The organism is Shewanella sp. Actino-trap-3 (assembly GCF_002836275.1).
GTDB lineage: Bacteria > Pseudomonadota > Gammaproteobacteria > Enterobacterales > Shewanellaceae > Shewanella > Shewanella psychromarinicola.
In genome coordinates this window covers 1,516,790-1,540,978 of record NZ_PJCE01000001.1, presented here as the reverse complement: position 1 = coordinate 1,540,978, position 24,189 = coordinate 1,516,790, and the positions used below count along the sequence as shown (strand labels likewise).

17 protein-coding genes and 1 pseudogene are annotated in these 24,189 nt (G+C 42.9%); 11 read left to right on the top strand and 7 right to left on the bottom strand.

Annotation, left to right across the window (positions count from 1 at the left end):
• Positions 1–46: 46 nt before the first annotated feature.
• Entirely contained in the window at positions 47–724 is a 678-nt protein-coding gene (locus tag CXF80_RS06635) for an SDR family NAD(P)-dependent oxidoreductase (protein WP_101034697.1), read from the bottom strand.
• 276 nt (positions 725–1,000) lie between these two features.
• On the opposite strand from CXF80_RS06635, the gene CXF80_RS06630 reads away from it, so the two are divergent.
• From CXF80_RS06630 to CXF80_RS06605, 6 genes are all read left to right on the top strand, one after another.
• A complete protein-coding gene (locus CXF80_RS06630) occupies positions 1,001–1,762 on the top strand; it encodes a TSUP family transporter (RefSeq protein WP_101032129.1) in 762 nt (253 codons plus the stop codon).
• Positions 1,763–1,882: 120 nt separating this feature from the next.
• Complete coding sequence (gene sbcD, locus CXF80_RS06625) at positions 1,883–3,226, top strand: exonuclease subunit SbcD (protein ID WP_101032128.1); 1,344 nt, start codon at positions 1,883–1,885, stop codon at positions 3,224–3,226.
• Entirely contained in the window at positions 3,223–6,921 is a 3,699-nt protein-coding gene (locus CXF80_RS06620) for an AAA family ATPase (protein ID WP_101032127.1), read from the top strand. The genes sbcD and CXF80_RS06620 overlap by 4 nt, the downstream gene beginning before the upstream one ends.
• 326 nt (positions 6,922–7,247) lie before the next feature.
• Positions 7,248–8,531, top strand: coding sequence for a peptidoglycan DD-metalloendopeptidase family protein (locus tag CXF80_RS06615; RefSeq protein WP_198554810.1), 1,284 nt, complete (start codon positions 7,248–7,250; stop codon positions 8,529–8,531).
• Between the two features lie 1,057 nt (positions 8,532–9,588).
• Positions 9,589–10,527 (top strand): C-GCAxxG-C-C family (seleno)protein, encoded by a 939-nt coding sequence (locus CXF80_RS06610; protein WP_232772056.1) that lies wholly within the window; start codon positions 9,589–9,591, stop codon positions 10,525–10,527.
• A gap of 12 nt (positions 10,528–10,539) precedes the next feature.
• Positions 10,540–11,046, top strand: coding sequence for a hypothetical protein (locus tag CXF80_RS06605; protein ID WP_101032125.1), 507 nt, complete (start codon positions 10,540–10,542; stop codon positions 11,044–11,046).
• A gap of 333 nt (positions 11,047–11,379) precedes the next feature.
• Here CXF80_RS06605 and CXF80_RS20745 read toward each other — a convergent pair.
• From CXF80_RS20745 to CXF80_RS06585, 4 genes and pseudogenes are all read right to left on the bottom strand, one after another.
• A pseudogene (locus CXF80_RS20745) lies at positions 11,380–11,614 on the bottom strand (transposase); the annotation flags it as partial.
• A 339-nt stretch (positions 11,615–11,953) separates the two neighbouring features.
• Entirely contained in the window at positions 11,954–12,556 is a 603-nt protein-coding gene (locus CXF80_RS06595; RefSeq protein ID WP_101034695.1) for a YgjP-like metallopeptidase domain-containing protein, read from the bottom strand.
• 116 nt (positions 12,557–12,672) lie between these two features.
• Positions 12,673–13,110, bottom strand: coding sequence for a DUF3010 family protein (locus tag CXF80_RS06590; protein WP_101032124.1), 438 nt, complete (start codon positions 13,108–13,110; stop codon positions 12,673–12,675).
• Between the two features lie 117 nt (positions 13,111–13,227).
• Positions 13,228–14,583, bottom strand: a complete 1,356-nt coding sequence (locus CXF80_RS06585) for a DEAD/DEAH box helicase (RefSeq protein WP_101032123.1) — start codon at positions 14,581–14,583, stop codon at positions 13,228–13,230.
• A gap of 185 nt (positions 14,584–14,768) precedes the next feature.
• On the opposite strand from CXF80_RS06585, the gene rssA reads away from it, so the two are divergent.
• The 3 genes from rssA (at position 14,769) to nrdG (ending at position 18,804) form a co-directional block, all read left to right on the top strand.
• Positions 14,769–15,707 (top strand): patatin-like phospholipase RssA, encoded by a 939-nt coding sequence (rssA, locus tag CXF80_RS06580; protein ID WP_101032122.1) that lies wholly within the window; start codon positions 14,769–14,771, stop codon positions 15,705–15,707.
• Between the two features lie 512 nt (positions 15,708–16,219).
• Complete coding sequence (gene nrdD / locus CXF80_RS06575) at positions 16,220–18,337, top strand: anaerobic ribonucleoside-triphosphate reductase (protein WP_101032121.1); 2,118 nt, start codon at positions 16,220–16,222, stop codon at positions 18,335–18,337.
• Entirely contained in the window at positions 18,337–18,804 is a 468-nt protein-coding gene (gene nrdG / locus CXF80_RS06570; protein WP_101032120.1) for an anaerobic ribonucleoside-triphosphate reductase-activating protein, read from the top strand. The genes nrdD and nrdG overlap by 1 nt, the downstream gene beginning before the upstream one ends.
• Before the next feature lie 34 nt (positions 18,805–18,838).
• Here the strand turns inward: nrdG and CXF80_RS06565 are convergent, their stop codons facing one another.
• Complete coding sequence (locus CXF80_RS06565) at positions 18,839–20,077, bottom strand: NADH:flavin oxidoreductase/NADH oxidase family protein (RefSeq protein ID WP_101032119.1); 1,239 nt, start codon at positions 20,075–20,077, stop codon at positions 18,839–18,841.
• Positions 20,078–20,247: 170 nt separating this feature from the next.
• Positions 20,248–22,725: a TonB-dependent receptor gene (locus CXF80_RS06560; RefSeq protein ID WP_101032118.1), complete on the bottom strand. Its 2,478-nt coding sequence runs from the start codon at positions 22,723–22,725 to the stop codon at positions 20,248–20,250.
• 446 nt (positions 22,726–23,171) lie between these two features.
• Between CXF80_RS06560 and CXF80_RS06555 the strand changes: the two genes are divergently transcribed.
• The gene (locus CXF80_RS06555) at positions 23,172–23,528 is read left to right on the top strand and encodes a YibL family ribosome-associated protein (RefSeq protein WP_101032117.1); all 357 of its coding nucleotides are present in this window, start codon (positions 23,172–23,174) and stop codon (positions 23,526–23,528) included.
• 37 nt (positions 23,529–23,565) lie between these two features.
• Positions 23,566–24,174: a GTP cyclohydrolase II gene (gene ribA, locus CXF80_RS06550; RefSeq protein ID WP_101032116.1), complete on the top strand. Its 609-nt coding sequence runs from the start codon at positions 23,566–23,568 to the stop codon at positions 24,172–24,174.
• Positions 24,175–24,189 lie beyond the last annotated feature (15 nt).

Here is a 24,189-nt window from a genome sequence, read left to right as displayed (position 1 = left end):
ATAATAAACCGTTCGTTCTACTTTAGGTTAACTAATTAACGGAATATTAACCTCGGTTAATGGTGATGTCAGAGACATAACCATGTTCAGTCGCTATTAAGGCTTGTTTGAGCATGGCGGCGGCTTCTGTTGCGGTCATAAAGCTTGAGGTATTAATGTCTTTGCCACTGGTTTGCCAAAAGTCTGTTGCCATTCCTCCTGGATATACCGCAATTAATTTCATCGGGCTATCTTTTAATTCTAATCGCAACGATTCAACTAATCCCTTTACTGCCCATTTTACGGCACAATAAGTCGACTCATTGGCTTTACCTGCTTGCGCTGCGGTCGACATCACCACTATAACCGTGACCTTGTGATCGCGATAACGACTTACCAACTCTCGTAATACCAGAATGCTTGAAGTTAGGTTGTTGTTGATCAACTGATTAATAGCTTGCGGCGTTTGCTGTTCAATTGGGCCAAAATAACCACTACCAGCACAATGGATCACGCTGCTTGGTGGCGTTGATAAACGCGAAAATAAATCACTGACCTCTTCTGCCACACATAAGTCTGCTGCGTGAGTCTGCACCTTAGCTTGCTCAAGAGGAGTCAAGCTGGCCATTATATCCGCTAATTTTTGCTCACTGCGACCAGTGATCAACAGGGTATGATCTTCTGCTGCATATTGTTGAGTCAGTGCAGCGCCTAAGCCGCTGCTCGCGCCCGTAATAACAATCATAATAAAACCTTCAGCCAAATTTACATTAGGTTGGCTACTATACCAATGCATAAGTGAACCGCAAAGTGCTTGTGTTGCATCAACGACTATCAATGCAAGGTGAATAGTCAAACATTGAGCTATTTAATAATCATTTATTTTCCAGAGTCGCTATTAGTTAAGTAAAATCGAATAAATATCTCGGAACGCTTTGTATTTTGACGATAAAGATTGTCTAATAACGCCTCGTCTTATGTCTTACCGACTTCACCCTTGTTGCTAATAACGAGAAACGTAATGTTTGAACTCACGCTCCAGCTCGCGGTTATTTTATTTTTTGTTGCTTTGGTTGCGGGTTTTATTGACGCGATTGCCGGTGGCGGAGGGTTACTGACTATACCGGCATTAATGTGGGCGGGATTGCCGCCTGCGGCCGCATTGGGTACCAATAAACTGCAAGCATGTGGTGGTAGCTTTTTTGCGAGTTTATATTTTGTGCGCAAAGGAATGGTTGATTTGCCTAGCATAAAACTGTCATTGTTATGCGCATTTATCGGTGCCTCTATCGGCACAATATTAGTACAAATGATCGATGCAAAACTACTGGAAGTGGTGTTACCATTTTTGATTTTAGCGATTGGCTGTTATTTTTTATTCTCTAAAAAAATTAGCGAGCAAGATCGCCAGCAAATTCTTACTCCGAGTGTTTTTGCCTTCACTGCGGCATTAGTCGTTGGGTTTTATGATGGTTTTTTCGGTCCCGGTACTGGGAGTTTCTTTGCGTTAGCGTTTGTCTCATTGGCCGGGTTTGGTTTAGCCAAAGCGACTGCTCATGCTAAATTATTAAACTTTGCGACTAACATCGCCTCGCTAATTTTCTTTCTTATCGGGGGGCAAGTGGCGGTCGTGCTGGGATTAATTATGCTCGTTGGCCAAGCGGTTGGCGCAACGTTAGGCTCACGTTTAGTGGTCACTAAAGGGGTTAAAATTATTAAACCTTTGGTGGTGGTTATGTCATTAGGTATGAGCGGAAAATTATTGTGGTCGCAATATATGTGATCGAATATATGTGATCGAATATATGTGATCGCAATACATGTGATCATAGTATCGATAATTTGGGCTTATTCACGCCATCATTATTTGACGTTCATGTTTGTTTATATTTAAAGGGATGTTATGCGCATCATTCACACATCAGATTGGCATCTTGGCCAATATTTTTATGGCAAAAGCCGCGCAGCTGAGCACCAAGCCTTTATGACATGGTTACTTGAGCAAATAAGCCTCCATCAAGTTGATGCCATTATTGTTGCTGGCGATATTTTCGATACTGGCACTCCGCCAAGTTATGCCAGAGCACTGTACAATCAATTTATTGTTCAAATTCAACAAACGGGTTGCCAGCTGATTTTACTGGGCGGTAATCACGATTCTGTTTCGACCTTGAATGAATCTAAACATCTACTGGCTTGCCTTAATACTATCGTGATCCCTGGTGCATTAGAACATTTTGAAGAGCATGTATTTGCACTTAAAACCCGCCAAGGTGAAATTGGGGCTATTTTATGTGGGTTACCTTTTTTACGCCCACGTGATGTAGTGTTAAGTGAATCTGGTGAGTCTTCAATGGATAAGCAACGCAAACTGGGTGATGCCATTAGTGCGTTATATCAGCGTTGTTTTGAGCAAGCTAAGCAGCTCAATAGCACATTTACCACGCCGGTACCCATTGTGGCGACAGGTCATTTAACCACGGTAGGAGCCAGCACTTCAGAATCAGTACGTGATATCTATATTGGCAGTTTAGATGCCTTTAATGCGGCGCTTTTCCCCGCGGCAGACTACATTGCATTAGGCCATATTCATCGCCCACAAGTGGTGGCGAAATCTGCGCATATTCGTTACAGCGGCTCACCGATAGCATTAAGTTTTGATGAACTATCGACCAATAACACCAGTAATAAATCGGTGTTTTTGGTTGAATTTACTGATGCTCAATTATCCCTCGTCACGCCATTAATGGTGCCTATTTTTCAGCCCATGCAGGTGCTAAAAGGTGATTTAGATAGCATTGAGCAGCAGATAAATGCATTTTCTTCTCAAACAGCCGCGACAAAAACCACTTGGTTAAGCATTGAAGTATCGCAGCAAGACTATTTGTCTGATCTACAGTCTCGTATTGCTGACATGACTCAAGACAAGGCGGTTGAGGTATTGCAGTTAAAGCGTGCCCGTAGTCAACGACAGCAACACATTAAAAAGCTTGATAATGAAACCTTATCCGAGTTGAGTGTCGAGGAAGTGTTTGCGCGCCGTTTAGCCCAAGAGCAATTTGACAGCGATCCCCAACAGGCACAATTAGGCCGAATTAAGCAGCGCTTTAGCCAAATAGTTGCCGAGGTGGAGTCAGAGCGAAACACCCAAGAAACCGCCGCGAGCCATGTTCTGCAAGAAACGATGACCCATCATGGTAAAACAGAGGTTGCAACAAAAAGTGCTACAGACGGTGAACAGTCATGAAAATTTTAAGCCTTCGTTTTAAAAATATTAACTCGCTTAAAAACGAGTGGAAAATCGACTTTACCCAATCGCCTTTTGCTGAAAACGGACTATTTGCCATCACAGGCCCAACGGGGTCAGGTAAAACCACCATACTCGATGCCATTTGCTTAGCGCTCTACCACCGAACGCCGCGGTTAAATAATATCTCTAAAACCACTAACGAGTTAATGACTCGCGGCACCGCAGAGTGTTTAGCCGAAGTCGAATTTGAAGTGAAAGGCATTGCTTACCGCGCCTTTTGGAGCCAACGTCGCTCGCGCGACAAAGCCGACGGTAACTTGCAAGATGCTCAAGTGGAACTGGCACAACTGAGTGACGGTAAAATTCTTGCCAGTCAAATAAAGCGCAAAACGGAACTCATTGAACAGATCACCGGGCTCGACTTTGCTCGCTTCACTAAATCGATGATGTTATCTCAAGGGCAGTTTGCCGCTTTTTTGAATGCCGATGCCAATGACCGAGCTGAATTACTTGAAGAGCTCACCGGTACTGAAATTTACGGGCTTATTTCTGAGCGGGTTCATCAGCACTTTAGTGAAGCCAAGACTAATGTGAAATTACTCGAGGCCAAACTGGGCAGTGTTGAGTTGTTTGATGAACAACAAGTCGATCAACAAAATCAACAAATTGAACAATTTAAACAAACGTTGGTGCAGCAAAAATTACAACTGACTCAGTTAAGCCAATTTATCACTTGGGCCACTAATTCTGAGCAAGCACAGCAGGCATTGGTTAAGGTTCAGGGCGAACAGCAAGACGCGCTAACGTGCCAGCAGCAACATAGTGAAGCATTAATGCAATTGCAGCACAGCGAGCCGGCACAACACATTTTGCCATTATTTGAGCAACAGCAAAAAGCGCACAAAAAAGTCCAAGAGTTAACCGCACAGATCCGTCAATTAAGCCAACAAACCGAGCAAGCTGAAACTGCACTGCAAACCCATAAACACCAGCACACACAAGGCCAGCAACAGGTTACGCAAGTTAATCAGGCGCATAAAACACTGCTGTCGTTGATCGATGAGCAAGTACTGCCGCTGGATCAACAAATTAATCAGCACAGTTATCAGCTATCTCAGGTCAAATTAACCCATCAACAAACATATGAACAGCAACAAAAGGGCCGCGAGCAACAACAACTGTTATTGACCCAGCAACAGGCGCTGACAGCGGCGAAGCAGCAAATTGATCATCAACTTGATAGTTTGCCTCAAGGTCAAGAAGTGGCTAAAAAGTTTGCCGCTTGGCAAACCCAATACACACAAGTTGTGCAACTGAGTGACCAACGTAGCCAAATTCATAACCAATGTACTCAGCAACAAGGCGGCATAAAACAAACTCAAGACACACTCACTGCGCTCGCGCCGCAAATACAACAGGCTCAAGCGGAGCTAACTCAGGCGACAGCGCAGCAAGATGACAGCCAAAAAGCATTAATTACGCTGTTGGCTGGACAAGACGAAACGAAAATTAATGATGATTATCAGCAAGTTGTTCAGCAGCAATCTGGGCGTTATCAATTAACCCAGTTGTTTAGCCAGTTTGCACGCCAGCAACAGCAATGTCAGCAGTTAACCCGTCAATCGGCGCAATTTAAGACTGAGTTGCAGGCACTGCTACAGTCTCTTACTGTGGTGAGAACTCAGTGGAGTGATAAAAATCAGCAAGTTAAAGATGTTCAAATGTTGCTACAGCAAGAGCAACAAATTGCCAATTTAACCATCGAGCGCGCCAAACTAAAAGCGGGTGAGCCTTGCGCCTTGTGCGGCTCGACCGATCATCCGCTAGTTGAGCGCTATGAAGCGCTGAATGTGTCGGTTACCGAGCAAAGGGCGCAACAGTTACAAGCTGAACTTGATGTGATTAAACAGCAAGGTGAGCAACTTAACCATCAGCAAACGGCGTTACAAGTTAACGATGACAATTTACAACAACAGCTAAGTCAAACTCACACAGATATCCAGACCATTGCGCAGCAGTGGCGGCAGCAAACTGAGACATTATCAATCTCTCTTGAGTTGGATTTGCAGCAAGAACAAGCATTAACCGATTACATTGCCCAAACCGAAACCAAACAACAGCAATTGGCTGTCACCATTACTGAGCTTAGCCAATGTCAAAAAACGTTACATCAACACCAACAGTATGTGATTCAAGCACAGCAAGCGCTCGTTAAGCAGATCAATCAGCAAGGGTTATTACAACAACAGCTTGATAACTTGCACCAAGGTTTACTCAGCCATCAACAGCACATTGAGGCCGTCACTGCGCAGCAAACTGCATTAATCAATGCGCTTGAAACACAAATTACTGCTACAGGGTTAACGCCGCCAACAATAGTGAACGCCGTTATATGGCTCAACGAGTTACAACAACAACTCGAGCGTTGGACTCTAGCGCAGCAGCAGGCTGTCGACAATCAGCAGCAATTGAGTATCACTGCTGAAAAGCTCATGGCCAATCATCAGCAAGCGGACGAGCAGACCGCCAATTTAACCGCGATCAGTGAACAAGTTGATAAGGTACAGACGCAGCTCAGTACTGTGTTAGCTCAACGTAACGAGGTCTTTGCTGATAAAGTCATTGAGAATGAAAAACAACGCAGTCAAACGGTGTTAGATCAAGCACAACAACAATTTGAGTTAGTACAGCAGCAATTACAAATAGCAGATAAGCACCTTGCCAGCTTAAGTGCACAGCAGCAATCCATGCAAGTTCAGGCAACACAAGTTAATCAAGAATGGCAGCAATTACAAAGCCAATGGAATAGTGCTCTACAAGCGAGCCCATTTCCCGACCAACAAGCTTTCGAGCAAGCATTACTCAGTGCAGATGAGCGTCACAGGTTGCAACAGCTTAAACAACAGTTAGACAATGACATTGTTAAGGCAAATACCTTAGTTGAGCAAGCCATTGCGTTGCAAGCGGAGCTTGCTCTGCTTGGTCAACAACATAACTATGATTTAACCCAACAAGCCGTCATGCTCCAACAGCATCAAGCCCTCGATTCTGAGCATCAACAATTAACGCAGACGCTTTGGCGGTTAACGCATGAGCTAGAGCTAGATGCAAGTAAGCGCGAAGGGCAGCAGCAATTGCTAAAAGAGCAGGCACAACAGCAGCAAGTTTACGACGACCTCGCTTATTTGCATGCACTAATAGGCTCACAAAAAGGCGATAAGTTCCGTAAATTTGCCCAAGGGCTTACATTAGATCATTTAGTCGCATTAGCGAATCGACAGCTTGAACGCTTACAAGGCCGTTACTTACTCGAACGCAAAGAGTCAGATGCATTAGAATTACAAGTGCTCGATACCTGGCAAGGTGACACAGTGCGCGATACCCGTACACTGTCTGGTGGTGAGAGCTTTTTAGTTAGCTTAGCCCTTGCGTTGGCGTTATCTGATCTGGTAAGTCATAAAACGAGCATTGACTCACTCTTTTTAGATGAGGGCTTTGGTACCTTAGACAGCCAGACATTAGATACTGCATTAGATGCATTAGATAATTTAAATGCATCGGGCAAAATGATAGGTGTCATTAGCCATATTGAAGCCATGAAAGAGCGGATCGATGTACAGATAAAAGTGAATAAAATGAACGGTCTCGGTATTAGCAAATTACAGAATGAATTTGCGATTAATGCAGGGTGATCTGCCTCAAACTCCCGTGATTACTGCAATCGAGTTCAAATTAAAGATTAAATAAATAATATTTTATATTTGTAATATGATTGTTTTTTGATATAAAAGAGTGTTGGAATGTAATTTGAGTGCAAAAGTCGGTATGTTAAACCGCTTTTACCGGATGGCGTAGTATCAAGTGTAGAGTTATTTTCATTATAAAAATGAGATAATGACATAGCGTTAACTAACGTTACCCTCTGTGTCGCAATAACAATGTGCAGTAAAAGAAAAATAAATATAAATATAAAGAGTCGTCTTTTAGGGTGGATTAGATATTGCTAATAAGTAAAGTTATGGACTTCCAGCGGCTAGCCGCAAGTCAATTGAACTTACCAAACGTGACAAACCTGCACAAGAAAGTCTTGTTAGTAAGTGTATTTGTTGTAGGCGCTGCGCTTTTATGGCCAACACAACAAGAGTTTTCATCACAACGTATTCCTGTGGCCATTGATATTGATTCATTATTGCCACACATAGCTCAGCAAGATACAGCTTTGACCATCGTTAAGCCTGCAACACCTATTTTAAATCGGGTGATTGAAAGTGGTGATACCTTAAGTCGTTTGTTTGAATTAGCCGGTATTGACCAACGAACCATGTATAAAGTACTTGAGGCTGATTTAGAAGTTTTAGCTTTAGATACCCTGTTACCGGGTAACCGCATCCAATTTTGGGATAATGCCGATGGTGAACTTGATAAATTAGAGCTGTATTTTAACCCTGCTCATCAAGTGGTTTTTACTCGTTTTAAAGACGGAACTTACGCTGTAAATGACATTAATATCGATGGCATATGGCAAAACCGCATTGTGGGCGGTGAAATTAACGGCTCTTTTTATGTATCGGCTAAAAATGCAGGCCTAAGTGCTGCCGAGATTCAGAAAGTCGAATCACTGTTAAAGTCAAAATTAAACTTTTCACGTGAGTTACGTGCAGGTGATACATTTTCGGTTTTAGTCAACGATCAATTTGTTGAAGGTGAACCAACAGGTATCACATCGATTGAAGGCATTCGTATTAATACCGGGCGTCGGGACATTACCGCGTTTCAAAATGCTGATGGCAACTATTACGACATTAAAGGTCAAAGTTTAACGCCTGCTTTCCAACGTATCCCATTAAATAGAACGGTGCGGTTAAGTTCTCGGTTCAACCCCAACCGCAAACACCCCATTACGGGTCGGATTCGTCCACATAATGGCACCGACTTTGCTACCCCTATTGGTACTCAAGTGGTGGCACCGGGTGATGGTGTAGTGACGCTGGTTAAGAAGCATGCTTTCGCGGGTAACTATATTGTGATTGAACATAACAATAAAGTACGCACTCGTTACCTGCATCTGTCGAAATTTTTAGTTAAACGAGGCCAACGTGTAAAACGAGGGCAGGTGATTGCATTATCAGGTAATACGGGTGCGTCAACGGGTCCACACTTACATTATGAGTATATTGTGAATGGTCATCCTATCGACGCAATGAAAGCCAATATTGCAGAAGCTAAAGTCTTACCTAAAAAGCAATTACACGCCTTTCAAGCTTTGGTACGAAGCCGCAGCATGATGATGGATTTGGGTTAATAAGCTGAGGCTTATTACATAGAGTGTAGTTGTGATAGCAATAGTAAATGCAGCCAGTTGGCTGCATTTTTTTATGGGTATGCTACTAGTGGATTCTAACGCCTTGGATTACATAATCATGCAAAAAATCTTCAAAGCCAACCTGTGAATTTTTTAATGTATTCATAACACCAATCGTACTGGCTGTACTAACACACTAAACGTGAATATAGCCTATGTGATGGGTATAACTTCTATATATTTAATCAACAATTTATAACAGATATATAATGTAATACCATCATCATTATTATTAATGTCAACGTAAAATCTTAGCTAAATCAGCTAGACAAATAGATAAATATTCAAAATTCAGCATCCTTAGGTCTATTTTTACAGAGCCTAATATAAAAACTAAAGGTTAAGGTATATAGGCTTACACCAATCTCATTAAATATCTGAGCAGTTCAGAGCCTCTCAGATTTTTCAATTCAAGGGCATTGATGTAGAAATGGTTGTTCGCTTTTAAATCGATGCAACACAGAAGTGGAACACCTGCGAGTCTCCATTCTGGTGGGTTTCAAAATACTGCATGCTTCGCTAGGTGCTTTTGAAATAGAATAACTATTCGCTTCAATCATCTGTCTTGCCTACATTACTTTGAATTCCCGCTGAAAGATCACATAGTTAATAGGATTGGTATTAGTTGTCTTGTTAACATTTGTCGCGCCTAAACTAATATTGAGGTAGTACTGTAAACTCGTTAATTTACTTACGTGCAGACTAGTTTCATCTTCAAAACTAAATAGTGCCTCTAATTAGCAACATACTCGATGTTAAATTAACTTAAATTCCCACCTAATCTACTAACAAATTAGTCCGTTGTTGTTAGTTGTTAAAATATTCACCATTTGTTTGAAATGTCCTACTGCTCACATTTTTCATTTAGCATTAAGTTTACTCTTTTGTTACGCATTTTGTATGTCATTGAAAACATTAAATTTAAATATTCGAAAATGTATTTTCTAGAATTGCAAAATTGCAAAATTGCAGAATTACAAAATTACAATGGAGAATAATGATGAACGTAAATAGACGTGAAGCGATGGGGAAAATCGTTGGTTTTGCAGGTATGGCCGCTGGGGCGGCTGTAATGTCCCAATCTGTGTTCGCTGCTGATGGATGTCCGATCGATGGTGCCATTGGTGTCGGCAGCGATGGTGGTGCAGATCTGGGAGCCAACTTACTGACATATGTTGAGCTCGATCCTTTTGCCGTCGCCAAGCGTGCCTATGCCGCCTATGGACGAGGTGGTTGTATGTACGGCGTGTTCGATGCCATCGTCAAAGAGCTTGCTATTCAGGGGCATGATGATGCCTGTAACTTTGCCGCTATTCCAACCAATATTACCGTCTATGGCGGTGGTGGGGTCAAGGGTTGGGGCTCTATCTGTGGTTGTGTCAACGCGGCTGCAATGATCGTTAATATTCTCGATGTCGAACAGACTGCGGTTATCGATGCGATGAATCGTTACTATGAAAAGACCCCCATGCCACGTGGCGATGATAATTTCCTTACTAAAATAGGTGCCCCAACTCGCAGGGATGATGCCGGTGCATTGTTGACAGCAGACAAGATTAGTCAATCGACTGCTCACTCCATTTTATGTCACACCTCGGTCACCAACTGGTCTGCCGCAAGTCAGTTTGGTGGTCACCATGACGCCAAGGCGGAGCGTTGTGCTCAGGTGACGGCCGAAGTGGCATTTAAGACGGTCGAGTTTTTAAACCTGTCACTGAATGGCGAGTTGACAATCGATCCTGAACTTGAAAGGTATGCCAAGAACAATGATGAATGTGTCAGTTGCCATACAGGCACAACACGTGAACCTGGGGCTTACATTGGCTCAGATGTGAATTCAAAAATGGAATGTCAGACGTGTCATGCCCCCCATGATGAAATAGGCGCCATTCCGCATCATGCCGAAGAATCATGTTCTACATGCCATCCAAAATAGGAGGAACTCCTGATGCGTAAATTATTAATTACCGCTTCCATGGCCTTACTATTATCCGCCTGTGGTTCTGGTGACGATGACCCAGTAAGTTCTGTAGACCCAGTTGTTCCAGTCGACCCTGTTTCAACAAGCGTTACCTTAGATCAGGCGAACAGTATTGATATCAATATAAGCTCGGTCGATGAAGAAAATTATACTATTTCCTTTACCTTAACCGACGCAGATAAACTAGCTATTACCGATGCTAGCAACAGTTTTGAAGTGATGTATCTTGGGATGCCCAAAGAAAATCAGTCATCATTTAGTATGCCTTGGCATAGTGCGACCAAATTTAGTTGCGATGCGCAAGAGTCGGATTGTGCTAACCCTTTGGTTGAAGTAAGCCCTGGTGCTTATACTTTCACGCCTAGCGAACAACCTGTGTTTGACAAGGCTTCTCAAAACTTAGAGATATCTGTTAGTGTCGTGGGTGCTTTGGCTAAAAGTAAGCCTGAAATTATTGTTCCAGAAATGGGATAAATAAATTTAGTCACCGATTTTAAGACCGATGGCTTTAGTGTGTGCAACGAATTTGCATTATGATTATTTACACTATGATTAGTGACGTAGGTTAATCAACAGAGATTAAGTCGCTAAAGTTAATTATTACCAGTTTTGTTGTGATAGAAACAGAGAGTGCAGCCTAAGGACTGCACTTTTTTATTATTTGTATTTCCGTAGCCTACGGCTACAACAGATTAAAATTGCATGGTTCAACCCTGCACGGGCCTATCTTGCTTCGCGAGTATTTTACAAATTTAACCAAAATGGTTATTTTTAACTTGGCAGATTCAACTTTGAAGTGCATAACCCCTAAGCAGTCATAGCTACCATATGTTCAGCCATTAATTTGGCTGGTGTTTTATAATTTAGTTTTTTCTTGGTCGATCATTAACTCTACTATTACACCTTGGACTTCTGATCGCGATACTTTCTTGAGGTTCGTTGATTTCGGCCAATATTGTCGTAATAGACCATTGGTATTTTCATTCAATCCTCGTCGCCAAGAACAATAAGGATCTGCAAAATAAACACCACAGCCCAAACTCGTTTTTAAGCATGTGGATATCACAATATATACCACGGACTTTGGTATATATTAGCTGTCTCTTTTTTTCAGCTCATGATAAAACTAACTACTAACTACTAACTGAAAGCTACCCGTCTAAAGACGGGGAGTAACCTATTTTTCGGACGAATAAAATTGCATAAAAGTGGGTGGCATACTTTCAGTCTAACTCTTTTTTGCCCCATTATGTGTTTAAGATATGGCCTGCGCTCAATTTATGGGTTAATTTGCTATGTTCAGCGTTGAGTGTTCTCTTTGCAAACCCTCAGTATCTGGGCAACTTTTTAAAAGCAAAAAGTTGAGCCAAAAGCTCATTGATTATTTCGCGTAAGGCGATTGGCCGACTTCTTCGGCTACTAACCAGACTCGCATATCAAATTCTAACTGATGGTAATCCGCGAGCATGAAGGTGCACAGTTGATAAAACGCTTTGTTGTGCTCTTTCTCCCGCAGGTGAGCCAATTCGTGCACTACCACCATTTGCAATAGCTCAAACGGAATGTGCTTTAAGCGCGAGGTAATTCGAATTTCATTTTTAGCTTTGACTTTATTACCTTGACGGCGATTAACAAATGAATGCAAACCTAGCGCGTGATGGCTTAAGCTAATCTTGTCATCAAAAATGACTTTGGCTAATGGATCTGATTGACGCATATACGTATTTTTTAATGCTATTGCCATATCGTACAAGGCTTTATCTGTGCGAACGTCGTGTACTTTCGGGTAACGGGTTAAAAAGTGGGTGCCTAATGCGTTTGCATCAACCAATTGGCGAATTTTATCAACCACGTCAGGCTGGTAACCGTTTAAATACCGTAACGCACTTTGCTCATTTTGCTGTTTTTTAATGTCGGCGCTAGTGATCAACAGGCTTATATCGGTTTTGGGTTTTAATGCTTGGCTTGCCGATTTGACGGGCATTTTAGGTGGGGCTTTGGGCGCTTTATTGTCTGACATAGGTCAACTGATTTTTTTTGACGTTACCGCTATCTGTGTCGGTATCGGTAACGCCAATATAGAACGGTGGCAGCAGTGGATTACACTTTACCGAAGATGAGTCGGTTATGCTGAACATAAGCAACGTCAAATGCATTAAGCTGGACGCGTTTTAGGTCTAATGATTCAAAGTCAACTTGTGGTGGGTTACGTTTTAATTGCTCTTTAACGATCAAAGGAGAAATAAGCGTAACAGGGATATCACTTAATTGAATGGCTGCTTCCAGTTTAAAGCTGGTGGCACTGCCTGCAAATTTACCTTTTTGTTCGCGTTCAATAATGGCTATTTCATCGACTTTATAATCGGCGATTAATTTTTGAAACGCAAAGTTGAATTCACGAATTGATTCAGTGCTTGCCGATTGTGAAATACTGAATGAGACTTTACGACATGCTGGCACGTTAAACGTTTCGCCTTCATAGGTCAGTAAACAGATAATGGCTTCGCCGCCTTTTAATTCAACACCACAAATTTTCATGTTAATCCTTACTGGTTTATTCATACGAGAGTGCCGTTGGCATTGTCGTTATTGTTCATTTGTGTAGGGTAACGATTACCCTACATTCATCATTTGTTATCGCAGTTTGAGAGCGATTTAGTCTTCTGTTGTGCCGTCGTCTTCAATAACTTGAATCGGTTTTACTTTACGGCGTACTGGCGCATCACCGACATCGACGCCAGTAATAAAGCGTTTATCACTCTTGGGTGCCGCTTTAGGTTTTTTAGTGGCGCTGGCTCTTTTACTGACTTCAACACCTTTGGTACTAACCGCTGCTTTACCTGCTTGAGGCTTATCTTTAAGGCCGGTAAACTTAGCCTTTAAGCCTTCAATCACAGTGGGCTCAAAGTTTTTACGTAAAAACAGTTGTACTTTTTTAAAGCTGTCCCAATCTTTAGGACCCACAAATGAGACCGCATCGCCTTTAGCGCCCGCTCGGCCAGTACGACCAATACGATGGACGTATTCTTCAGCAAACTTTGGCATATCAAAGTTAATCACTAACGATACATTGATTAAATCAAGGCCGCGTGATGCTACATCTGTGGTCACTAATATCTGTGATTGGCCTCGAGCAAATTGATCCATAATCTGGTTACGAGCCGATTGCTTTAAATCACCACTGAGCGCAGAGGTGGTAAAGCCTTGTGATGCTAATAAAGTGGCTATACGGTCTGTATCTGAACGTGTTGCCGTAAAGACAATTACTTGCTTGTGTTGCTCTTGAGTTAAAATGTGCTGTAGCAAGGCTTGCTTATGGTCTAAATGATCCACCAAAATAATACGCTGCTCAATGTCTTTATGTTCTGTGTAAGACTCACCAATCGATACATGACTCGGTGTTTTGAGTAGCGTTGCGGCAATGTCATTAATGCTGTCATGATCTAACGTAGCTGAAAACATCAAGGTTTGGCGACGTTTATGATCGGCTGCATCATTAATCGCTTTTAACTGCGGAGCAAAACCTAAATCGAGCATACGGTCAGCCTCGTCAAGAACCAACAATTCTAGGCCATTTAAATACAAGTGACGCTGTTGTAAGTGGTCCGCAATACGTCCAGGCGTGGCGACAATAAAGTGAGGATCTCTCGATAAGGCTTTGGCTTGGTCATTAAAGTTCTCACCACCGAGTACGCTAATGGCCTTATATTGAGTATTGGCGACTAATAAGCGTAATTGGCCATAAACTTGCTGGGCTAATTCACGTGTCGGTAATAAGATGAGTACCCGAGGATCTTTTTTCGACAATGCTCTTGAAGAGATTACCCGTTGCATTGCTGGCAGTAAAAACGCTAAGGTTTTACCTGAGCCCGTTTTAGACGATGCCATTAAATCTTTACCTGATAAGGCAATGGGAAGTGCTTGCGCTTGAACATCGGTAGGCGTAGAAATGCCAAGGTGCTTTAAACTGTCAAGCAGGCGCTTGTCCAACGAAAAATCGGTAAATTGCAAAGGTAAATCCCCTAAAAAATGTAAGCCGGTGATTATAGCTGTTTCACCTTGCTATAGCCAACAAGAGTCGCTTTAGTTATGCTATTTTTTAGCTTTATATTATTGCCCTCGTTCGGCATCGCTATTGGTCGATTCTGCCGAACCTTTTCGTAAAGATTAATATGCTGAGCATGGAAGGAAAAAAGATGACAAAGCTCACCGTGGGATTAGCCCTAGGCAGTGGAGCCGCTAAAGGTTGGGCACATATTGGGGTATTGAATGGTTTAGCCAAGTTAGGTATTTACCCTGACAAAGTTGCGGGTTGTTCAGTGGGTGCATTAGTGGGCGCGGCCTATGCGAATAATCATTTGGGTGAACTTGAAACCTGGGTGAGTGGTTTTTCGAGTTGGGACGTACTCGGATTAATGGACTTAGGCTGGCGTAAAGGCGGCTTAATTAGCGGCGAGAAAGTATTTGATGTCTTAGCCAATCGCATTGGCGATATCAATATTGAACAGTTAAACCGTCCTTTTGCTGCAGTGGCTACCGATTTATATTCTGGACAAGAGATTTGGTTTAAAGAAGGTGACTTACGCCATGCGGTTCGCGCCTCATGTTCTATGCCCGGCTTTTTACCCCCGGTACAGCAAGGTCATCGCTGGGTTGTTGACGGCGCCGTGGTCAATCCGGTACCTGTGTCATTAGCCCGTTCGATGGGGGTTGATGTGGTTATTGCAGTGGATTTAAACGGTCATCGCCGTGATCAACTTCATAAGGCCCCAGAGCAAGTAAAAAGCCGAAAAGCGAGTAAGTCAGAGACGATTGATGAAAAGGCAGAGCTTGAATCAGGTTTTATGGATTTATGGGGCAAAGGCAAAGACTACATGAGTGTCTTAACTGACAAGCTTGCTATAGGCAGTTCAAAATCCCATCCAGGTATGTTGGCCGTTATGTCACAATCAATGGATATTTTAGAACAACGCCATAAACGCTCGCGTTTAATGGGCGAGCCACCAGATATTTGTATTGTGCCTTATGTTAATGACATTGGCACAATGGAATTTCATCGTGCAAAAGAAGCCATTAAAGCGGGTGAGCAGGCAGTAAAAGATATTCAACATTTAATTGAAGCGACTTTAAATTAACGCTTATGCGGTGTCGAATATGAGTCATGTGTTCATTACGGATGCACGAGTTCGATACCGCTCGAGTAATGTTTATGCAATAACGGTATTGTCCCATTTGGGTTGTTGTCATCATTATTTTCAATGCCGCTTTTATAAAGAGTCATTGGCAAGTCACTTAGTTTGTTGATACGACAACTAGAATGGTGTTCGATGACAGCGTAGCGCGCTTAAGCGTTATGTTAGCTTGTTGAGTACCGCGCTAGCGGTGTTTGAATATGGCAATATTGATTTACGAAAACACTCCATATTGTGAAACAATTTACCATCTCTCCCCTTGTATTTTTATCCGACGGATCAGTGAACATTCCTACAATATCCATTGCTGAAAGCAAGATGTTTTTCAATATTAAGTAGTGCTGAGAATTATGATCTGGATCAAAGTAATGCTCAGCGTTAATGTGTCTAATACACTCTATATTGTGTTTTTTGTAAATTAAAGTTCTATATATAGTGCTTGTAAGGATGGTCGTATGCTTGTAGTCGTGAAAAGAGATGGATGTCGAACCGCCTTTGATGGATGTCGGATCAAAGAGGCTGTAGTAGCAGCAATGGAGTCTGCAGGTCAAGCAGATCATCAATATGCGCAGCAGTTAGCGCAAACGGTTGAACAGCAAATGGCTGCGAAAACCGAAGTTGATATTCACGAACTACAACATGCAGTCGAAAACTTATTAATGTCTGGGCCGTATAAATCGGTGGCACGTCATTACATTGAATATCGCCATGATCGCGATACCCATCGTGAAACTCAAAGTAAATTAAATTGTGCTATTCGCGGCTTGGTTGAGCAATCAGACAGTGCCATTTTAAACGAAAACGCCAATAAAGATGCCAAAGTGATCCCCACTCAACGTGACTTACTTGCCGGGATTGTCGCCAAGCATTACGCCAAAACTCACTTATTACCTAAAGATGTTGTCGAAGCACATGAAAAGGGCGAAATCCACTATCACGACTTAGACTACGCACCATTTTTCCCGATGTTTAACTGCATGTTAATCGATTTAGCCGGCATGCTGACTCATGGCTTTAAAATGGGCAATGCTGAAATAGAACCGCCTAAATCGATTTCGACCGCAACGGCTGTGACGGCGCAAATTATTGCACAGGTGGCGAGCCATATTTATGGTGGCACAACGATTAACCGTATTGATGAAGTGTTAGCTGAGTTTGTACAAATTAGTTATCAAAAGCACCTTGCAGTGGCTAGAAAATGGCAAGTGGCCGACGTGGAAGATTATGCGATGACTCAAACCGAAAAAGAGTGTCATGACGCGTTTCAATCGCTTGAATATGAAGTCAACACCTTACATACCGCCAATGGCCAAACGCCCTTTGTTACCTTTGGCTTTGGATTGGGGATATCGTGGGAATCTCGTTTAATTCAGCAATCTATGTTAACTGTGCGCATGGCTGGCTTAGGTAAAAACCGTAAAACGGCAGTATTCCCTAAATTGGTGTTTGCGATTAAAGATGGCGTGAATCATAAAGCGGCTGACGTCAATTACGACATTAAAAAGATGGCATTAACCTGTTCAACTATGCGCATGTACCCTGATATTTTAAATTATGATCAAGTGGTGAAAGTCACTGGTTCATTTAAAACTCCGATGGGTTGTCGTTCATTTTTGGGCACTTATGAAGAAGATGGCCAATTGGTACATGAAGGGCGCAATAATTTAGGTGTAGTTAGCCTTAACTTACCGCGTATTGCGTTGGAAGCAGGTCAAGATGAACAGCGTTTTTATCAATTACTCGACCAGCGACTACTGATTGCACGCAAAGCGTTAGATACTCGCATTGCTCGGTTAACCGGGGTTAAAGCGCGAGTGGCACCAATTCTTTATATGGAAGGGGCGTGTGGCGTGCGCTTAAATGCCGATGATGATGTTAGCGAGATCTTTAAAAATGGTCGTGCGTCAATTTCGTTAGGCTTTATTGGCCTACACGAAACCATTAATGCCTTGTATGGCAATGCTGAACATGTGTTTGATAACGCTCAATTACGTGAGAAAGCTGTTGCGATCATTAATCATTTGAAGCAAGCCACTGAATCTTGGAAGCAAGAAACGGGTTATGGTTTTAGTTTGTACAGTACTCCGAGTGAAAATTTATGTAGCCGTTTTTGCCAGCTTGATACGACTCAGTTCGGTGTGGTGGCAGGGGTGACAGATAAAGGCTATTACACGAATAGTTTCCATTTAGATGTTGAAAAGCAAGTGAATCCATACGATAAGATTGATTTTGAACAACCTTATCCGGCTATCGCCAATGGTGGATTTATTTGCTACGGCGAATACCCTAACATGCAGCACAATATTGAAGCGCTCGAAAATGTTTGGGATTACAGCTACAGTCGGGTGCCATATTACGGCACCAACACTCCGATTGATGAGTGTTACGATTGTGGCTATATCGGTGAGTTCAATTGTACCAGCAAGGGCTTTGTTTGCCCCAAATGCGGTAATCACGAACCTAGTCGAGTGTCTGTGATTCGACGAGTTTGTGGCTATTTGGGCAGCCCAGATTCACGGCCGTTTAACTTTGGTAAGCAAGAAGAAGTGAAGCGCAGAGTGAAGCATTTATAATGTATTATAGTGCTTATCATAGTATTGATGTGATCAACGGCGAGGGCACTCGCTGCACGTTATTTGTCAGCGGTTGCGAGCATGCTTGTAAGGGATGCTATAACCAAAGCACTTGGCGTGTGGATGCTGGGCATGTATTTAGCCAAGCGTTAGAAGATCAGATTATTAATGATTTAACCGACAGTCGTATTTTCCGTCGCGGCTTATCGTTAAGCGGTGGTGATCCGCTGCATCCCGCTAACCTTGAAGCGATATTGAAATTGGTGATGCGGGTAAAGGATGAATGTCCCGAGAAAGATATTTGGTTATGGACCGGTTACCAACTTGCTGATCTAAGTGAGCAGCAACAAACCGTGGTGAACTTGGTGGATGTAATGATTGACGGTAAGTTTGAACAAGATAAAGCTGATCCCGCGCTATTGTGGCGCGGTAGCAGCAATCAACAGGTTTATCGTTTTAACAGATAGTGTTTGAATCTAGACGGTGTTAAGCATGAGTGTTTTAAGCGTTCGTGATGCCTAAAGCATGTCGATAACTCTTAGTGCGTTGTTTCGTTCTAAATTGATCGACCACTAAACTCCACAAGGGGGAATCATTGGTTTGTGGTGGTTTCCCTTGGCTTATGCGGCGAAGTTGGCGTTTAATGATAGCCATAGTTGCCAGCCCAGCTAAGGGCTTACTTTGCCAATTAACCATTGGAATAGACGGGATAAACTCGGGCTGTGTTCGCCACTTATTGGCTAAGTTGGGATAAAAGGCGAGGGCGCTGGCAATACCGCATAAGGCAAAGCCGGTATCAATGACTTGTTGTGCCACTGGCAGGCGATAAATCCCCCCTGTTAACATTAAAGGTATAGGGCTGCGCTGGACCAACTGCGCGGTTAAACTTAAAAAGTAAGCTTCTCGAGCTAAGGTGCGTTCATCGGCACTGCGACCTTGCATAGCGGGTGCTTCATAGCTGCCGCCTGATAATTCCACCATTTCTACTTGATGCTGCGCCAGCATAGTAATGACTTTTTCGGCATCGTCGACATCAAAGCCACCCCGTTGAAAATCGGCTGAATTGAGTTTTACCGCAATGTCAAAACCGGCACCACATCTCAGCCTAACTTGCTTGACCACTTCCATTAATAGTTTGGCACGATTATGAAGACTTCCGCCCCATTCATCATTGCGCCTGTTGGTTAATGGCGATAAAAATTGTGCCAGTAAATATCCGTGTGCGGCATGAATTTGTACGCCATCAAACCCCGCTTGTTGAGCCATGCTGGCTGTGGTAACAAAACGTTGGATAACGTCGTCAATATCTGCAGTAGTCATGGCTTTAGGCTCAGAAAACATTGATGAATGTTTACCTAGATCGAGTGCGATAGCTGATGGGGCAATATTCTTACCGCCCATGGTTTTAAACACCTGTCTGCCTGGATGATTGATCTGCATCCATACTCTGGCACTATGTTGTTTAGCCGTTTTGGCCCATTGAGTGAAGGGGGCAAGTGCGCTGCTAGAGGTTAATACCACGCCGCCAGGGCCGGTCATGGCTAAGGGATCAATCATGACGTTGCCGGTGATCATTAATCCAACGCCGCCTTTTGCCCAAGCATCATATAAGCTGAACAATGCGTGATCAGGTTGTTGCAGGGCATTAGCAAGATTTTCTTCCATGGCGGCTTTGACCAACCGATTAGGAATAATTGCGCCATTGGTCAAGGTGTATGGGGTAAAAATGGTATTAGCCATCAAATAATATCCTAAGGTAACCGCTTGAATTAATGTCTCGGTTATCCTACATGTAGCCTAGATAGTCAATTATCCTTATCAAACAGGGATAAAAAAGCACTGCAAAAGGCAGTGCTTTACATCATGTTGTCATTCGATTTTGATCAAACCAAACCCAAACCACTATTGCATTAAATTCGATAGGTTACCGTTAACTTCGCGTTGCGCTCTTCGCCGGGCAATCCGCCTAAGAACATGGCTTTATCGTAATAAGTTTCATTAAAGATGTTATTAATGTTCAATTGAACTTTATAACGCTCAACATCATAACTAATGGCTGAATCGATTACGGTGTAACTTGGTACGTAGCCGTCAGGTATGCCAAACGAACTTGAGTGTGTACTACGCTCATCCACATATTTGGCTCCTAGGCTTAATGATAGTGGCGCTGATAAGCCCAATTCTGCTGCATAAGTTACCCAAGCCCCCGCGGTTACATAAGGCACACCTTTTTGGCGTTGGCCATAATCACTACTATTGGGATTTTGATTGTCTCTGGCATCTTGGTAAACCGCGTTAAGGTTCACTTTCCACTGGTCACTTAAATAAGCATTAAGATCCAGTTCTACCCCTTTGGTATCTTCGCTGCCATCATAAAAGTATGGGTCAATATCGGGCGTGACCGCGCTACTGTCGTAATTTGGGTTGGTATAAGCCAGATTGGTGCGTGAGGTTTTAAACAATACTAATGATGCCAATAATTGGTCATCAAATGCTTTGGCGCGAATACCCAAATCATTACTGATTGATTGCGAATCTTCGCGGTCAGCTTCATTACCTTTTACGTCGCCTAACACACTGTATGCTGTTCGGCCTTTGGAGTGATTAACAAATATAGAGATATCGTCAGTAGGCATAAAGGTTAAGCCTAAATTGTAGGTTACACCGTTATCTGTGGTGTCGGCTTCTGGCTGAGGATCGGCTAGGCTACTGCTGTAGCGGGCATCAACACCTAAGTGTTCATAGCTTTGTTTAATCTCATTAAAGGCAACGCCAATACGGCTAGTAAAGCCGCCCCCTAAGTAACCCACATGTTGTACGCCCAAACCCCATGCAGTGACAGATTTATTGTAGTTACTGGTTAATAATGGGTCGTAATCTTCAAATTCTCCTTCACCCCAATTTGGGTTACGGATATCATAAATAAAAGGTAGAGAGCCTTGATAGGATTGATTGCCGTTGGGGTCTTTCAAGGTATAGTCGGCGTCGTAAATCGAATACTGCTTAAAGCGGATATCGCGGTCTTCAACGTTAACATTGACCAGTAATTCGTTACTAATGTTGCCAATGTCAAAGTCATAACGTAAGTCGGCAAAATACTGCCATGACTTTTCGTCTGCGGACACTTTGCGGTATTCCTGACGACGTGCTGCGTAGGGATATAACACATCATTTTCAACAAGCGGCGCACGAGGATTTTGGTTAATCACTCCATTTCGTTGCCAATATACATAGTTATAAGCACCCGTTTGACGAGCAAAAGCCGTTTCGTAATTACGATATTGCAGCTGTTGGTTTAAGAATAAGTTATCGGTGAGGTAAATATTATGGGTGAGTTTAAAGCGCAACTCTTCACCTTGGTTGTCTTTCGCCATCGGTGAAATAAGCCCATTGGGACCAAACTCATATGGCGTTTGTCCGTCACTGGCACTTAACGAGTCAGCCAGTTGTTGGCGCTGCTCATCGCTAAGTTGTAAACCTTTGCTGGTTGGGTCGTTAACCAGATCTTGCCAGCTAACGTCAGCTGCAGTTTTACCATCGACAGAAGCGGCATTATAAATACGGATAGGATGGCCAATCGAGTCAACCGGAATGGCATCGTTAATGTAAGCAGCAGATAGCATCAGATTTTGGTTGTCGTCTAATACAAACTTTAGTGAGCCATAAACTTCATCTCTGTCGGTACCCAAATCGCGATAGCCATCACTGCGGGCACTTTTAGCCACCACTCGATAAGCCATATGGTCGGTTATTGCGCCTGTGCTGTCGGCCATCAATGAATAAGTGTCCCATTGACCCACTTCTGCTTCAAACAACTGTTTACTGTCAAATGCTGGCTTTTTCTCAATAAGATTAATGACGCCGCCTGCGCTGCCCATGCCATAAAGTCCTGTTGCAGGCCCTTTGAGCACCTCGACTGAGCTGACGTTGGTCAGCGAACGTGTTGGGTTAAAGGTGTTACCTAAACCGGCGCCGCCATACATACCATCATAGGTATAGTTGGCACCTAATCCGCGCACCACTAAGTTGTCGCCAATACCATAATTATTGCCCGCTTGAGTCACTCCGCTGATATTACGCACCAACTCTTGCATATTAGTGATGCCTTGCGAGTCAATTAATGCCTCATCAACAATAACCACCGCTGCGGGGGTTTCCATCAGTGACATATTCGATTTGGTCGCCAGTCCTGAGTTCATCACCACGTGGTTTTGTCTGCCGTAAACAGTAATACGTTCATAATCAGCTGGAGATGATGTATTGGCCTTATGAGTTGATGCCTGTGTTCCTGCTTTGGGCTGGCTAATGGGGGTTTGTGCGTGAGCATAAACGGGAAACAGTACACTTTGACAGGCAATGGCAAGGAGAGATAAACGGAGTAACGTCATAACAGGCACCTTTACTTACGAGAGTGCGAATGATAATGATTATTATAAGCATTGCAATAGTGATTTGTCTCAAATGTCGTAAAAAGGGGATATAGGTGATTTGGTTGCTGATCAATTAATCAATGTGAGTGAGAAATGAGGATCACTAACTTGGCAGCGAAGGGCATAAACCATGGGGCGACTAGGTATATACGATGGCATAAAACACATTGGCGTAAGTCATGCAAAATGTGCACAGTCCAATAGTGTTGATTGTTTGTTGTAATGTAATAATATCTTGATTATTTGTATGGGGTGAAAAAGTTTGCTGGTACATTCATATATCAAGCGTTTGCTATTCGCATCTTAGGGGGTTTTGGGTATATAATCTGCCTCCGAAACGGTGTTGTGATAAACGCATAAGCGAAAATGAATCATTAACACAGTAAAGCATTGAAGGTAATCAAATGAATTTAAAGCAAGAGCTGCAGACTTGGAATGATAAATTAGACAAGTTTCGTCGCAAATTAGCCGCGGCTGAAGCACGTGGTGATGCCGCGATTGTCCTGCAGTTTAAGAAAGAAGTGGCAACCGTTACTAAGCGAATCGCAAATATTAAAGGCCAACAAACACGTCAGTTTAGCCAAGAAGGTACAGCGTTGAAAGCGCTAGGCTTTAAGCGCACGCTAACCAAAGCAGAACAAGCTGATATGGGCAAGTTAAATAAATCAGTTAAAGGCTTAGTGGTTGTGCATCCTTTAACGGCATTAGGCCGTGAAATGGGCATTAAAGATGTAACAGGTTTTGCTCCTGCTAAGTTCTAATATTTTCTTTTACAGTTAGTTGTCGTAAGGTTAATTCATGTCGATAAAGTATATCGCAACATCTAAGTTACCCACTCCTTGGGGGGTTTTTGCTATGCACGGTTTTGAAGAAACCGCCACGGGTAAAGAACACGTTGCGTTGACATTCGGTCAACTGGATCCCACTCAACCTATGCTAGGTCGTATTCATTCAGAATGTTTGACCGGTGATGCATTATTTAGTTTACGTTGTGATTGTGGATTTCAATTACAAGCAGCAATGCAAAGTATTGCTGAGAAAGGCCAAGGCTTTTTGTTGTACTTACGCCAAGAAGGACGTGGGATTGGTTTGCTCAATAAAATTCGTGCTTATGAGCTGCAAGATGCTGGCGCCAATACGGTAGAAGCTAATTTGCGTTTAGGTTTTGAAGCGGATATGCGCAAGTACGACATGATTTTGCCTATGCTAGAGAAAATTGGGGTCACTAAAGTGAAGTTAATGACCAATAATCCGCGTAAAGTCATGGCAATGCAAAATGTTGGCATTGAAGTGGTTGAACGTATCCCATTACAAGTAGGTAAAAATCGTTACAACGAATCATATTTAAAGACCAAGTCAACTGAAATGGGTCATATGATGTCGGAGCACTACTTCCACGATGAATAGCCTGACAACATAAAG